General features: G+C 67.9%; 13 protein-coding genes and 1 other RNA gene. 7 read left to right on the forward strand and 7 right to left on the reverse strand.

Annotated elements, in window-relative coordinates; all coding sequences use genetic code 11:
- Window positions 1-188 precede the first annotated feature (188 nt).
- Window positions 189-1,583 (reverse strand): glutathione-disulfide reductase, encoded by a 1,395-nt coding sequence (gene gorA / locus D000_RS0106120; RefSeq protein ID WP_018872657.1) that lies wholly within the window; start codon window positions 1,581-1,583, stop codon window positions 189-191.
- Window positions 1,584-1,761: 178 nt separating this feature from the next.
- Window positions 1,762-2,511, reverse strand: a complete 750-nt coding sequence (locus D000_RS0106125; RefSeq protein WP_018872658.1) for a glutathione peroxidase — start codon at window positions 2,509-2,511, stop codon at window positions 1,762-1,764.
- A 314-nt stretch (window positions 2,512-2,825) separates the two neighbouring features.
- Here D000_RS0106125 and ffs point away from each other — a divergent pair.
- The 6 genes from ffs to D000_RS0106150 all read left to right on the forward strand — a co-directional run bounded on the left by ffs (window position 2,826) and on the right by D000_RS0106150 (window position 7,077).
- Window positions 2,826-2,922, forward strand: an RNA gene (gene ffs / locus D000_RS13810) — signal recognition particle sRNA small type.
- Window positions 2,923-3,008: 86 nt separating this feature from the next.
- Window positions 3,009-4,823, forward strand: a complete 1,815-nt coding sequence (gene dnaX / locus D000_RS0106130; protein ID WP_018872659.1) for a DNA polymerase III subunit gamma/tau — start codon at window positions 3,009-3,011, stop codon at window positions 4,821-4,823.
- Between the two features lie 105 nt (window positions 4,824-4,928).
- A complete protein-coding gene (locus tag D000_RS0106135) occupies window positions 4,929-5,255 on the forward strand; it encodes a YbaB/EbfC family nucleoid-associated protein (protein WP_018872660.1) in 327 nt (108 codons plus the stop codon).
- 22 nt (window positions 5,256-5,277) lie between these two features.
- On the forward strand, window positions 5,278-5,868 hold the full coding sequence (gene recR / locus D000_RS0106140) for a recombination mediator RecR (protein WP_018872661.1): 591 nt from the start codon (window positions 5,278-5,280) through the stop codon (window positions 5,866-5,868).
- Between the two features lie 33 nt (window positions 5,869-5,901).
- Window positions 5,902-6,246: a histidine triad nucleotide-binding protein gene (locus D000_RS0106145; protein ID WP_018872662.1), complete on the forward strand. Its 345-nt coding sequence runs from the start codon at window positions 5,902-5,904 to the stop codon at window positions 6,244-6,246.
- Window positions 6,247-6,360: 114 nt separating this feature from the next.
- Window positions 6,361-7,077, forward strand: a complete 717-nt coding sequence (locus D000_RS0106150; protein ID WP_018872663.1) for a hypothetical protein — start codon at window positions 6,361-6,363, stop codon at window positions 7,075-7,077.
- 231 nt (window positions 7,078-7,308) lie between these two features.
- Here the strand turns inward: D000_RS0106150 and rsgA are convergent, their stop codons facing one another.
- From rsgA to D000_RS0106165, 3 genes are read right to left on the reverse strand one after another with little or no spacing between them, the layout of a single operon-like run.
- The gene (gene rsgA / locus D000_RS0106155; protein ID WP_018872664.1) at window positions 7,309-8,205 is read right to left on the reverse strand and encodes a ribosome small subunit-dependent GTPase A; all 897 of its coding nucleotides are present in this window, start codon (window positions 8,203-8,205) and stop codon (window positions 7,309-7,311) included.
- A 21-nt stretch (window positions 8,206-8,226) separates the two neighbouring features.
- Entirely contained in the window at window positions 8,227-8,562 is a 336-nt protein-coding gene (locus tag D000_RS0106160; RefSeq protein ID WP_018872665.1) for a 4a-hydroxytetrahydrobiopterin dehydratase, read from the reverse strand.
- Window positions 8,555-8,875, reverse strand: coding sequence for a cytochrome c (locus D000_RS0106165; protein WP_018872666.1), 321 nt, complete (start codon window positions 8,873-8,875; stop codon window positions 8,555-8,557). Before D000_RS0106165 ends, D000_RS0106160 begins: the two co-directional genes overlap by 8 nt.
- 126 nt (window positions 8,876-9,001) lie before the next feature.
- On the opposite strand from D000_RS0106165, the gene orn reads away from it, so the two are divergent.
- Complete coding sequence (gene orn / locus D000_RS0106170; RefSeq protein WP_018872667.1) at window positions 9,002-9,565, forward strand: oligoribonuclease; 564 nt, start codon at window positions 9,002-9,004, stop codon at window positions 9,563-9,565.
- 212 nt (window positions 9,566-9,777) lie between these two features.
- Here the strand turns inward: orn and nadC are convergent, their stop codons facing one another.
- Together nadC and D000_RS0106180 are read right to left on the reverse strand one after the other, a co-directional pair.
- Window positions 9,778-10,611 carry a carboxylating nicotinate-nucleotide diphosphorylase gene (nadC, locus tag D000_RS0106175; protein ID WP_018872668.1) on the reverse strand — a complete coding sequence of 278 codons (834 nt, stop codon included), beginning with the start codon at window positions 10,609-10,611 and terminating at the stop codon, window positions 9,778-9,780.
- 64 nt (window positions 10,612-10,675) lie between these two features.
- Window positions 10,676-12,067, reverse strand: coding sequence for a sodium:alanine symporter family protein (locus tag D000_RS0106180; protein WP_018872669.1), 1,392 nt, complete (start codon window positions 12,065-12,067; stop codon window positions 10,676-10,678).
- Window positions 12,068-12,220 lie beyond the last annotated feature (153 nt).

Below are 12,220 nucleotides of genomic sequence, written 5' to 3' on the forward strand. Positions count from 1 at the left end.
TGAGTGATGGTGGTCACGGTTTGGGGTGCCGATGCAAGTTGTACGCCAATCTTTTGGGGGCCTGGAATCAGGTGCTTGGCGGGGGTGTCGTGGGGCGTGACGTTACGTTGCGTAACGGGGTGTTACACAAGGAAACAGCCCCCGACGGAGGAACCGCCAGGGGCTGTTGTGTGGGGGCTGGTGCGGGCTCAGGCCGCCTGCGCCAGGCCTTCCTGGCGGCCCGGCCGCGACTGCTTCAGGGTGACCAGTTCCTCGGCGCTGGTCGGGTGCAGCGGGATGGTCAGGTCGAAGTCGCGCTTGGTCGCGCCCATACGCACCGCGACCGCGAAGCCCTGCAGCATCTCGTCCACGTTCGGCCCGATCATGTGGATGCCGACGACCTTCTCGTCATCCCCGGCGCAGACCAGCTTCATCGCCACCGGCGGCAGCTCGCCCTCGGCGAAGGCACGGTCCAGGCCACCGAACTCGGTTTCGTAGATGCGCACCGAGTCGCCGTGCTGGTCCACTGCCTGCGGTTCGGTCAGGCCGACCATGCCGGCGGTGGGGTGGGTGAAGGTGACGGTCGGAATCTGGTCGTAGTCCACCGGCACCGGGTTCGTCTCCGGTGCGTACCAGTGGTCCGCCAGGCGCCGGCCGGCCGCGATCGCCACCGGGGTCAGCGGACCCTTGCCGATGATGTCGCCCAGCGCATAGAGGCCCTCGACGTTGGTGGCCTGCCATTCATCGACCGGGATGATGCCGCCGCGGGCCATCTCCAGTCCGACCTCTTCCAGGCCCATGTCCGCCGTGGCGGGCTTGCGGCCTACCGCCCACAGTACCTTCTGGTACGGACCCAGTTCCTGACCGCCTTCCAGCTTCACGGTCACGGCGCCGGGCTTGCCGCCCAGGCCGGCGACCTTCACACCCAGGTGGCGCCCGATGCCCTGATGCGCCATATGGCGATCCAGGGTGTGGGAGATCAGCGGGTCGAACATCTCCAGCACGCGGTCCTCCATCGCGACCACGTCGGTCTTTACGCCCATCGAGCGCAGCATCCCGGCCATCTCCAGGCCAATGTAGCCGGCGCCAATCACGGCGATGGATTCCGGCAGTTCGGTCCACTCGAAGAAGTCATCGGAGGTGGCGCCCAGTTCGGCACCCTCCAGCGGCGGCACGATCGGCGCCCCGCCCATCGCCAGCACGATGCGCTCGGCGCTGTATTCGGTGCCGCTGTCGCTGACCACCCGGCCCTTGCCGGCCATGCGGGCGCGTTCCGGGATGTGGGTCACGCCGAGCTTCTCCAGGTGCCCGGCCCAGAAGGTGTTCAGGTTCTTCAGCATGGCCTGGCGACGTTCGGCCAAGTCGCCGTAGCGGATCCCCTGAACCTCGATATCGACCGCGAATTCACCGGCCTGACGGGCGTGGCTCATGTGCTCGGCCGCGTACCAGGTGAGTTTCTTGGGTACGCAGCCCTCGTTCACGCAGGTGCCGCCCAGCGGCTTGGGATCGAACACGGCGACGCGCGCGCCGTGCGGGGCGGCACGTTCCGCCACGGCCAGGCCGCCGCTGCCGCCGCCAATCACGATGATGTCGTAGTGTTCCATGTCGGTTCCTCGAAGGGTTCGGTGAAAATGGTACATAACGACCGCATTCCGTGCGGTCGCCAAGATCTGCCATCCGTGTCCGGACGTCCGGGTGTGACGGCATCCGGACACGGATGGCCACCCAGTGATCGGGTGACCACCCGGGGCGGGACAGAACCCGCCCCGAGGGGCAGACGACTTACGCCGCCTTCTTCTCGCGGGAGATCCACTCCTGCAGATCGTCCGAGCCGCCGATGCGGTGGCCGCCCACGAACACCTGCGGGACGGTCATCGCGCCGGTGGCGGCGCGCAGGCTGCGCAGGCTGGCGTCGCGGCCCAGCACGATCTCTTCATAATCGAGACCGGCGTTCTCCAGCATCTCCTTGGCGCTGGCGCAGTACGGGCAGCCCGGCTTGGTGAAGACGACCACGTCTTCGGGGCAGGCCGCATCCGGCGCGACGTGGGCGAGCATGGTGTCGGCGTCGGAGACCACGAAGGGGTCGCCCGGCTCGTCCGGCTCGATGAACTGCTTCTCGATCACGCCGTCACGCACCAGCATGGAGTAGCGCCAGGAGCGGTGGCCAAAGCCGAGGTCGCTCTTGTCGACCAGCATGCCCATCTGCTCGGTGAACTCGCCGTTGCCGTCGGCGATGAAGGTCACGCGGTCGGCCTGCTGGTCGGCCTGCCAGGCCTCCATCACGAAGCCGTCGTTGACCGAGATGCAGACGATCTCGTCGATGCCGTGCTGCTTGAGCACCGGCGCCAGTTCGTTGTAGCGCGGCACGTGGGCGGAGGAGCAGGTCGGGGTGAACGCGCCCGGCAGGGCGAACACGACCACGTTGCGGCCGTTGAACAGGTCTTCCGAGCGGACGTCGTTCCAGTCGTTGTCCTTGCGGCAGCGGAAGGTGACTTCCGGGACGCGCTGGCCTTCGCGATTTTCCAGTTCCATTTCGATGATCTCCTTAGTCGATCGTGAACAAACGGTTGTATTACGAGAGAGAAGTCTTTTTTCGGGCGGGTGATTCCCGACCACGAGGCTCAAGATAAGGGTCTTCTTATGATTGATCCAGTTTTTGTTCTCTATCTACTCGTTAGTTTCTTTCTATGGAGTGTGCCGGTTGCGGAGAGCGGCTACCGCTTTTGTCGGCCCCGGCGTTCGGGGGTGCCCGCGTGATGCGAGGTTGACGCGTTCGCCGGAAATGCGGAAGCTTGCCGCCCGGATTCGGGAACCGCCCGAATCTCGGACCGCGTTATGGTGGTCCGTATCAGTCCCCTCGCGACGACAGGTTGTGAACCCCGCCAGGCCCGGAAGGGAGCAACGGTAGCAGCTGCGTCGGGCGCCGGGGTGTGGCGGGTGCGGGCCACCACCCTATTCCCTGCGGCCCAGACCCCTGCGGTGACGACGCCGCATCCGGGCCCGCGGCAGACTCGATTGACGGGGGATGCATGAGTCACCAGGTTCTGGCCCGCAAGTGGCGTCCCGCGCGCTTCGAGGACCTGGTCGGGCAGCCGCATGTCGTGCGCGCCCTGTCCAACGCCCTGAGCGGCGACCGTCTCCATCACGCCTATCTGTTCTCCGGCACGCGCGGGGTCGGCAAGACCACGCTGGCGCGCATCCTGGCCCGCTGCCTGAACTGCGAGACCGGGGTGACCCCCACGCCCTGCGGTGAATGCCGTTCCTGTGTCGAGATTGCCGAGGGCCGCCACCTGGACCTGATCGAGGTGGATGCCGCCTCGCGCACCCGGGTGGACGACACCCGCGAGCTGCTGGACAACGTCTCCTACGCGCCGACCACCGGGCGCTTCAAGGTGTACCTGATCGACGAGGTACACATGCTCTCCGAGAAGAGCTTCAACGCCCTGTTGAAGACGCTGGAAGAGCCGCCGGACCATGTGAAGTTCCTGCTCGCGACCACGGACCCGCAGAAGCTGCCGGTGACCGTCCTGTCGCGCTGCCTGCAGTTCAACCTCAAGCCGATGCCGCCGGCCATGATTGCCGAGCACCTGGCGCGCGTACTCGCCGCCGAGGGGGTGGAGGCGGAGCCGGGCGCGCTGCTGCGCCTCGGCGAGGCGGCCGAGGGCTCGATGCGCGACGCGCTGAGCCTGACCGACCAGGCCATTGCCTACGGCGGCGAGCGCCTGAGCGAGGCGGATGCCTGCGACATGCTCGGGTTGCTGCCGCGAACCCGCCTCGCCGGGCTGCTGGATGCCGTATTCGCCGGGGACGGACCCGGCCTGCTGCAGGGGCTTGCCGAACTGGATGCGCTGGGGCCGGACTGGTCGCGGCTGCTGGACGAGCTGGCCGCGCTGGTGCATCAGGTCGCGGTGCGGCAGGTGGCGGGCGGCGAGCCGGAGGCCGGCGAGGAGGCCGAGGCCTGGGCGCATGCGGTGGCCGGCCGGGTGGATCCGGAGACGGTCCAGCTGGCCTACCAGATCCTGGTCCACGGGGTCCGTGATCTGCCGTATGCACCGGATGCGCGCATGGGGGTGGAGATGACCCTGCTGCGCCTGCTGGCGTTTCGTCCGGAGCCGCCCCCGGCGGCGGGCGAGACCGCCCGACCGGCGCCGGTTAAAACGGACGCGGCGCGTGGCCCCGGGTCTGCGCCAGCGGCGCCTCGTCCGCAGGCGCCTGCATCGGCGAACCCGGCGCCGCCCGCGGCCCCCGCGCGCGCGCCGAAGACCAGCCCGAGTGCCGGCCCGGAACCTGATCCAGTCGCCGACCCGGCACCCGCGGCCGCAGCCCCGACCGCGGTGCGCGAGCCTGGAGCGGAGCCGCCCGCGGCGGTGGAGCATGCGCCCGCCCCTGCAGCGGCCCCGCTGGCGCCCGGCGCGGCCTTCGACTGGAACCGCTTTGCCCTCGGGCTGCCCGCGGGCACGGTGCGCGAACTCGCAAAGCACGCGGAGCTGCTCCAGCATGACGCCGAGCGTGTGGTCCTGGCGCTGGCGCAGGGCACGCCCTGTACCGATCGTGCCAAGACCCGCCTGAAGGAGGCGCTGGAACAGGCTCTGGGGCACTCGTTGCGCCTGGAGATTGTCGACCGGTCGGGGCCTTCCGATACGACGCCGGCGGCCCAGCTGGCCGCAGCCTCGGCCCGGCGTCAGGCGGGGGCCGAGGCGAGCATGCGCGAGGACCCGGTGGTGCAGGCCCTGGGGCAGGAGTTCGGGGCCGAGCTGGGCGCGGTGCGTATCCGAGAAGACCGGGCGGGCGACACGGTGGACGGCGACGCGCCGCTGCCTGCGCGCCAGCAAGACGCGGATTGATCGGCAAGTTCGGGGTGTGCGCGGTGCGGCATCATCCAGTGCAGCGTTGCCCCGAAAATTGAATCACAACCCCTGCGCGTGGGCGTGGGGCAGGAGAGCGAAATCATGATGAAAGGTGGCATGGGTGGCCTGATGAAACAGGCCCAGAAGATGCAGGAAGACATGCAGAAGGTGCAGGCGGAACTGGCCGAGATGGAGATCGAGGGTCAGTCCGGCGGCGGCCTGGTCAGCGTGGTGATGACCGGCAAGTACGCGGTGCGCCGGGTCAAGATCGACCCCAGCCTGTTCGACGACGACCGCGACATGATCGAGGACCTGGTGGCGGCCGCGATCAACGATGCGGTGCAGAAGGTGGAATCCACCACCCAGGAACGCATGGGCAGCCTGACCCAGGGCCTGGGTCTGCCGGCCGGCATGAAGCTGCCGTTCTGACGCGCATGCCAGGGGTTCGCTGATGGATGCGGAACTGGACGAGCTGGTCCAGGCGCTGCGCTGCCTGCCCGGGGTGGGTGCGAAATCGGCGCGGCGCATGGCGCTGCATCTGCTGGAGCGCGACCGCGAGGGCGCCCGCCGGCTGGCGCGGGCCGTGGATGACGCGGTGGCGCGCATCGGCCACTGCTCGGTCTGCCGCACCCTGACCTCGGCGGAGACCTGCAGCCGCTGTGCAGATCCGGAGCGCGATGCGCGCGTGGTCTGTGTGGTGGAAAGCCCCGGTGACGTGCTGGCGATCGAGTCTGCCACGGATTTCGGGGGGCGCTTTCATGTCCTGCTCGGGCGGCTCTCGCCGCTGGACGGCATCGGGCCGGAGGAGCTCGGACTGGATCGACTCGAGGCGCGCCTGCAGGCCGAGGGGGTGGAGGAGCTGATCCTGGCCACCAACACCTCGGTCGAGGGCGAGGTCACAGCGCACTACCTGGCCGAGATGGCGGCCCGCCACGGGGTGCGCACCACGCGCATCGCCCAGGGCATCCCGAGCGGTGGCGAGCTGGAATACATCGATGCGGGGACCTTGGCGCACGCCCTGTCGGGTCGGCGCGAATATTGATACATGGTAATATTGGATAGTGGGAGTGACGGCATGAGCGACTGTGTGTTCTGCAAGATCGTGGCGGGGGAGATCCCGGCCCGGGTGGTATTCGAGGACGACACAGTACTGGCGTTTGAGGACCTCAACCCGCAGGCGCCCACGCACGTGCTGGTGATCCCGAAAAAGCACATCGCCACGCTGAACGATCTGAGCGCGGAGGATGCGCCGGTCATCGGGGCCATGGCCCGTGCCGCGGCCGGGATCGCACGCGATCGCGGATTTGCGGAAAACGGTTATCGAACCGTGATGAACTGCAACCAAGACGGTGGGCAGACGGTCTACCATATACATATGCATGTCCTCGCGGGACGTGCGCTGAATTGGCCCCCGGGATAGGGCAACTCAAACCGGGCCAGGGCAACAAAAACAGGGACCAGCGGTGTGACGCGACTTCGATCGATCGGTGCAGCCAAGCAAGGGCCGCAGGCGAACTGCCTGCGGTCTTTGTGTGTGCGTGCGGTCGGGTCGCTGGCGGCGCTGCTGGTTGCGGGGCTGGCGCTGGGCGCCGCCACGGCCTCGGCCGATGAGCGCTACTCGTTGCTGGTGCCCCCCGAGGCCGGGGAGGCACCGGAGGTGGCGGCGCTGAGCGACGCCTCCGGCGCCGCCCAGCGCGAGTCGCAGTCGCGCTATCACCTCTCGGTACGCAGCACGCACGATACCGCGGCGCTGGACCAGATCGACAACACCTTCGGCGGTTCGCGCCTGTTCGAGGCCGTGGGTGGCTACCGCCAGGAAATTGGTGGTGGCTTCGGCTATGGGCTGAACGTCGGGGTGGGCGTGGAGACCCGTTCGGACTGGAGCGATCTCGGCCCGGCCAGTGAATCCACCGCCTATTTCACCGACTTCAGCTTCGGGCCCACGTTTGCATCCGGTCGATTCGACAGCCAGTTCCGCGTGGGGCTGCGCCAGTCGCTGTCCGGCGAGTCCGACGGGCTTGGTTTCGGCTACGGTGATCGCTCCCGCGACGTGGGCCGGACCATGGGCTATCTGAGCCTGGACGGGCGCATGCGCCTGCAAAACCGGTCCGAGCTTTCCCTGAGTCTGTATTACGACGACTACTCCCTGAACGCCGCCGACGACTGGATGGCGGATCGCCTGGAGTTCGAGGGGGCCAGCCGCGATCGCGCCTCCTCCGTGATCGGCCTGGAGATGGGCCTGACCTTCTGATCCCGGCCCCCGCCGCGACACCTTCCACTGCTAGTCCGAAAAAACACTTCAAGAGTGTTAACAGGAAGCTGGGAAGGCTGGAAGAAATGCCCGTTTTAATGCGCTGAGCCGCGCCGGGGTCGTTCGCAGGGCTTACTCGAACAAGCGGTTTTTAGTCCCTTTCCCTTCCAGTCTTCCCTGCTTCCTGTAAACCGATTTTTTGGTTTTCTTGTGCGTTACGTGGTGGAACCGTTACCCGCGGGCGCGGGTCTGGGCGGGGATCTCGGTGGCGAGCTCGTGCCAGGCCTGCAGCCGCTCCGCGGGGAGCTCGCCGGCCTCGATGGCGGCGCGAACGGCACAGGCCGGTTCGGTCTGGTGGCGACAGTCGCGGAAGCGGCAGGCCACGGCCCGTTCCGCGATGTCCGGGAAGCCGCGCTCCAGGGTGTCCAGGGACGGGATCTCGGGCGTGAAGTCGCGCACGCCGGGCGAGTCGATCCAGGCCCCTCCGTTGGCGAGCGGGTACCACTGCGCGGTGACCGTGGTATGGCGGCCCTCGCCGGAGGCGGCGAGATCGCCGGTGGCCGGCGCAATAGCGTCCGCGATCCCGTATTGATCGAGCAGGGCCGCCACCAGCGAGGACTTTCCGACGCCGGACTGACCGACCAGGATATTGGTGTGTCCGGCCGCGGCCGCGGCCAGCTCGTCCAGCCCAAATCCGGTTCTGGCGGAGACGTACAGCGGATCGAGGTCCAGTTCGCGATAGGCGGCCAGCCAGTCGAGGGGCGCGGCGGGGCCGGTATCCTGCTTGTTCACCAGCAGGCGCGGGCGTGCGGGGAGGTTCAGGACCGCGACCAGAAAGCGGTCGATCAGGTTACGTGACGGGGCGGGTTCCGGGGCGATCACGATCCATACGCAGTCGATGTTGGCGGCGATCACCTTGCGCCGTCCGAAGCCGTCCCGCCGAACCAGGACGTTGTCGCGGTCGAGCTGACGCGCGACCTCTTCGCCCGCTGCGTCCAGCTCCACGCGGTCGCCACAGGCGAGGTCGCGGAAGCGCCGGTGCAGCCGCAGGCGTCGCGGTGGCTGGTGCTCCACCGCGATGTCGGCCATCTGGTTGTGGCGGGCGAAGACCCGGGCGACCCGGCTCAAGCCGGGGCTCCGGGACGGGGGTTAGTCGAACAGGGCATCGATACGCGCGGCACAGATGAAGTCGTTCTCGCTGAGACCGCCAATGGCGTGGGTGGAGAACTCGACGGCGCAGCGGTTGTAGCCAACCGCCAGATCGGGGTGGTGGTCTTCGGTGTGCGCGATCCAGGCGACCGCGTTCACGAACGCCATGGTCTCGTGATAGTCCTTGAACTTGAAGCAGCGCTGGATGCTCCTGGCGGCTTCGTCCAGGCCCCAGCCGTCGTCAAGCTGGCTCAGGGCGCGCTCGGCGTCCGACCGCGGCAGGGGGTCGGTGAAGCCCTCGCAGGACTGACAGTGGCGGGTCTTCAGGTCACTCATCGAACTGGTAGTACTCGGCGTTGAGATAGGCGACCACGGCGTCCACCTCGTCGTCGAACCAGTTGGTGCCGAGGTTGACGTTGCAGTTGTTCACCTGGGCGACGAGTTCGTCATGCGAGCCGACCATGCGGTTCTCGCGGGTGTACAGCCCGGAGCCGTCCCCGCCGACCATGTCGGCATGGCAGCTGATGCAGTTGTCGCCGTGCAGTTCCTGCCCGGCACGAATGTCGTCGGCCAGCGCGGCGTTGGCGCCGGCCAGGCTCAGGGCCAGCGCGGCGGCGCCGGCGGCTATGGGTGCATGGGTGCGTCGCATGATTCCCTCCTTGTGGCGGGGGTTGGGTTTCGGGGCCACAGGCCTCGCATCCATGATGATAGACTCCCGGCGCAGATGAAAGGTCCGGGCCCGCGCGCGAGGACCGGTGCCGAAGGAGTACGTGACATGGCCGTGAATGCCGAAAACCTGATCTGGATCGATCTCGAGATGACCGGTCTGGAGCCCCAGACCGACCGCATCCTGGAGGTGGCGACCATCGTCACCGACAAGTATCTGAATATCCTCGCGGAAGGCCCGGTGGTCGCGGTCTACCAGCCGGCCGGTGTGCTGGAGGCCATGGACGAATGGAACCAGCGCACCCACGGGACCTCGGGGCTGATCGAGCGTGTGCGCAACAGCTCCGCGGAGACCCGCGATGCGGAGCAGGCCACGCTGGAGTTCCTGGCGCAGTACGTGCCGAAGGGGGCGTCGCCGATGTGTGGCAATTCGATTTGCCAGGACCGGCGGTTCATGGCGCGTCTGATGCCCGAGCTGGAGCAGTATTTTCACTACCGCAACCTGGATGTCTCGACGCTGAAGGAGCTGGCGCGACGCTGGGCGCCGGATGTGATTGCGCAGTTGCGCAAGAATGCCTCGCACCAGGCGCTGCAGGATATTCGTGACTCGATCGACGAGCTGCGGCTGTATCGCGAGCGCTTTATCCAGCTGCCGCCCGCCTCCCAGAACTGACCCGGCCCTCGGGCACCCGTAGTGCCCGCACTCGACTTTCGACCCTCCTTCGTTCGCCGTTGGGTGTTCCGCGTGGCATTGATTTGCCGCCAGCCACAGCAGCGCAGGCGGTGGACCGTGGACATGCAAGCACCCGATGTCCAAGCAGGCCAAGCCACAACAAGGCAGACGGCGGGCCGGGGCGCCACGAAGCCCGCGTGCCGGGCTCGCGGCTAGTCCAGGCGCAGGGAGTAGTCGATCGCGTGCAGGTGCTTGGTCAGCGCACCCACCGAGATGTAGTCCACACCAGTGGTCGCCACCTGCACCAGGGTATCCGGGGTGATGCCACCGGAGGCCTCGGAAACGGCCCGCCCGCGGATGCGCCGGACCGCCTCGATCAGGTCCGCATGTGCGAGTTCGTCGAGCATGATCACGTCGGCGCCGGCCTCCAGGGCCTGATCCACCTCGTCGAGGTTCTCGGTTTCCACCTCGACCCAGCGCCCGGCACCCAGCTCGCGGGCACGCGCAACGGCCGCGGCGATGGAGCCGCAGGCGGCGATGTGGTTTTCCTTGATCAGCACCGCATCCCAGAGCGCCAGGCGGTGGTTGTAGCCGCCGCCGCAACGCACCGCGTATTTCTGCCCGTGGCGTAGGCCCGGCAGGGTCTTGCGCGTATCCAGGATGCGACTTTGCGTGCCTTCCAGGCGCGCGACCCAGCGCGCCGTCTCGGTCGCGGTGCCGGAAAGCGTCTGCAGCAGGTTGAGCGCGCTGCGCTCGGCGGCCAGCACCGCGCGGGCGGGGCCTTCCAGGGTGGCGATTACCACGGGTTCGCGCGCCACCGGGACGCGGGTACCCTCGCTCACCTGCCAGTGGATTCGGGTTTCGGGCGCGAGCTGGCTGAAGGCACGTTCGAACCAGGCCTGTCCGCAGACGACTGCGGTCTCCTTCAGCAACAGGGTCGCGCGGGCCACGCGTTCGGCCGGGACCAGGGAGGCGGTCAGGTCGCCGGCGAGGCCGTCCGGTCCAAGGTCCTCCGCGAGCGCGGCCTCCACTTCGCGCACCAGCATGGCGGTATCCGGCCGCGCGGGGCCCTGGGCGAACGGGTCCCGTGGTGCCGTCACGGGCTGCGGTTTATCCGCCATGGTGGTCCGGCATCGGGCGCCGGTGCACGTAGTCGTCGCGCAGCTTTTTCACCAGCCCGGCGAGCAGGATCAGCGCGATCAGGTTGGGCGCGGCCATCAGGATGTTGGCGATGTCGGAGAAGTTCCAGACCATGCCCAGCGGGATGGTGGCGCCGATCACGATCAGGATCACGAACACGATGCGGTAGGGCATCACCGCGCCCTCGCCGAACAGGAAGTACGCCGAGCGGTCGCCATAGTAGGACCAGGCGATCATGGTGGAGAAGGCGAACAGCATCAGGCTGATGCCCACCAGCATGGCGCCGAACGGGCCCAGCGTGGAGCTGAAGGCGGTGGCTGTCAGCGAGGCACCGACCACGTCGTCGGCGCGGTCGATGTAGGCGCCGGTCACGACAATGGCCAGGCCGGTGAGGGTGCAGACCACGATGGTGTCGATGAACGGCTCCAGCATGGCCACCGAGCCCTCGCGCGGCGGATCGCCGTTCTTGGCCGCGGCGTGGGCCATGGCGGAGGAGCCGAGGCCTGCCTCGTTGGAGAACATGCCGCGCGCGACGCCGTACTGGATCGCCAGGCCAATCGCGCCGCCGCCGGCCGCCCACGGGTTCAGGGCCAGGTTCAGGATGGTGCCGACCGCCGCGGGCACGGCCTCGATGTTGGCGACGATGACCACGAAGGCCCCGAGCATGTACACCACGGCCATGAACGGGACGATGGCCGATGCGATCATCGCGATGCGCTTGACCCCGCCGATGATCACCAGCGCCACCAGAATGGCCATGGTCAGGCCGATGATCAGCGCCATCCAGCCCATGATCTCATCGTTGGCGCGCAGGTCGGGCACGATGAAGGTCAGGCCGTCGACCACCGAGTTGGCCTGCACCATGTTGCCGATGCCGAACGAGGCGATCAGCGTGAAGGCGGCAAACAGGATCGCCATCTTCTTCATGTTCAGCCCGTGCAGCAGCGTGAACATCGGGCCGCCGGCGATGCTGCCATCCGGGGCGATCTCGCGGTAGCGCACGGCCAGGGTGGTCTCGGCAAACTTGGTGGCCATGCCGAAAAAGGCGGTGACCCACATCCAGAACAGGGCCCCGGGGCCGCCGAGCGCGATGGCCGTGGCCACGCCGGCGATGTTCCCGGTGCCGATGGTGCCGGAAAGGGCGGTGGAAAGCGCCTGGAACGGCGAGATCTGACCGGCACCGCCACTGCGGCCGTCGGTGCCGCGCAGCGCGCGCCAGCCCTCGCGGAACGCGACCACCTGCACCAGGCCGAGACGAATGGTGAGGTAGAGCCCGGTCCCCAGCAGCAGGATCAGCGTGATGGGGTTGCCCCAGAGCAGGCCGGCGGTGTTGCCGAGGAACTGGTCGATGGTGTCGAGCATCGGAGGGTCCTTGTGGTCTGGGATAAGCGGGTGCGGCGCTGGTTGAAAACTCTACCGCGCGCAGGCGGGGTTTACGATAGGTTCGACCGAACGCGGCGATAGTGCGCGTCTGTGGAACGCGGCGCAGCGGCGTGGCTCAATAGGGCGGAGCGA

The sequence above is a fragment of the Thioalkalivibrio sp. ALJ16 genome, from assembly GCF_000377345.1.
Taxonomy (GTDB): domain Bacteria; phylum Pseudomonadota; class Gammaproteobacteria; order Ectothiorhodospirales; family Ectothiorhodospiraceae; genus Thioalkalivibrio.

What these genes read in the sequence shown, in the direction of transcription:
- gorA (WP_018872657.1), bottom strand. Translation starts at nt 1,583, where the DNA reads ATGGAACACTACGACATCATCGTGATTGGCGGCGGCAGCGGCGGCCTG.
- D000_RS0106125 (WP_018872658.1), bottom strand. Translation starts at nt 2,511, where the DNA reads ATGGAACTGGAAAATCGCGAAGGCCAGCGCGTCCCGGAAGTCACCTTC.
- dnaX (WP_018872659.1), top strand. Translation starts at nt 3,009, where the DNA reads ATGAGTCACCAGGTTCTGGCCCGCAAGTGGCGTCCCGCGCGCTTCGAG.
- D000_RS0106135 (WP_018872660.1), top strand. Translation starts at nt 4,929, where the DNA reads ATGATGAAAGGTGGCATGGGTGGCCTGATGAAACAGGCCCAGAAGATG.
- recR (WP_018872661.1), top strand. Translation starts at nt 5,278, where the DNA reads ATGGATGCGGAACTGGACGAGCTGGTCCAGGCGCTGCGCTGCCTGCCC.
- D000_RS0106145 (WP_018872662.1), top strand. Translation starts at nt 5,902, where the DNA reads ATGAGCGACTGTGTGTTCTGCAAGATCGTGGCGGGGGAGATCCCGGCC.
- D000_RS0106160 (WP_018872665.1), bottom strand. Translation starts at nt 8,562, where the DNA reads ATGAGTGACCTGAAGACCCGCCACTGTCAGTCCTGCGAGGGCTTCACC.
- D000_RS0106165 (WP_018872666.1), bottom strand. Translation starts at nt 8,875, where the DNA reads ATGCGACGCACCCATGCACCCATAGCCGCCGGCGCCGCCGCGCTGGCC.
- orn (WP_018872667.1), top strand. Translation starts at nt 9,002, where the DNA reads ATGGCCGTGAATGCCGAAAACCTGATCTGGATCGATCTCGAGATGACC.
- nadC (WP_018872668.1), bottom strand. Translation starts at nt 10,611, where the DNA reads ATGCTGGTGCGCGAAGTGGAGGCCGCGCTCGCGGAGGACCTTGGACCG.
- D000_RS0106180 (WP_018872669.1), bottom strand. Translation starts at nt 12,067, where the DNA reads ATGCTCGACACCATCGACCAGTTCCTCGGCAACACCGCCGGCCTGCTC.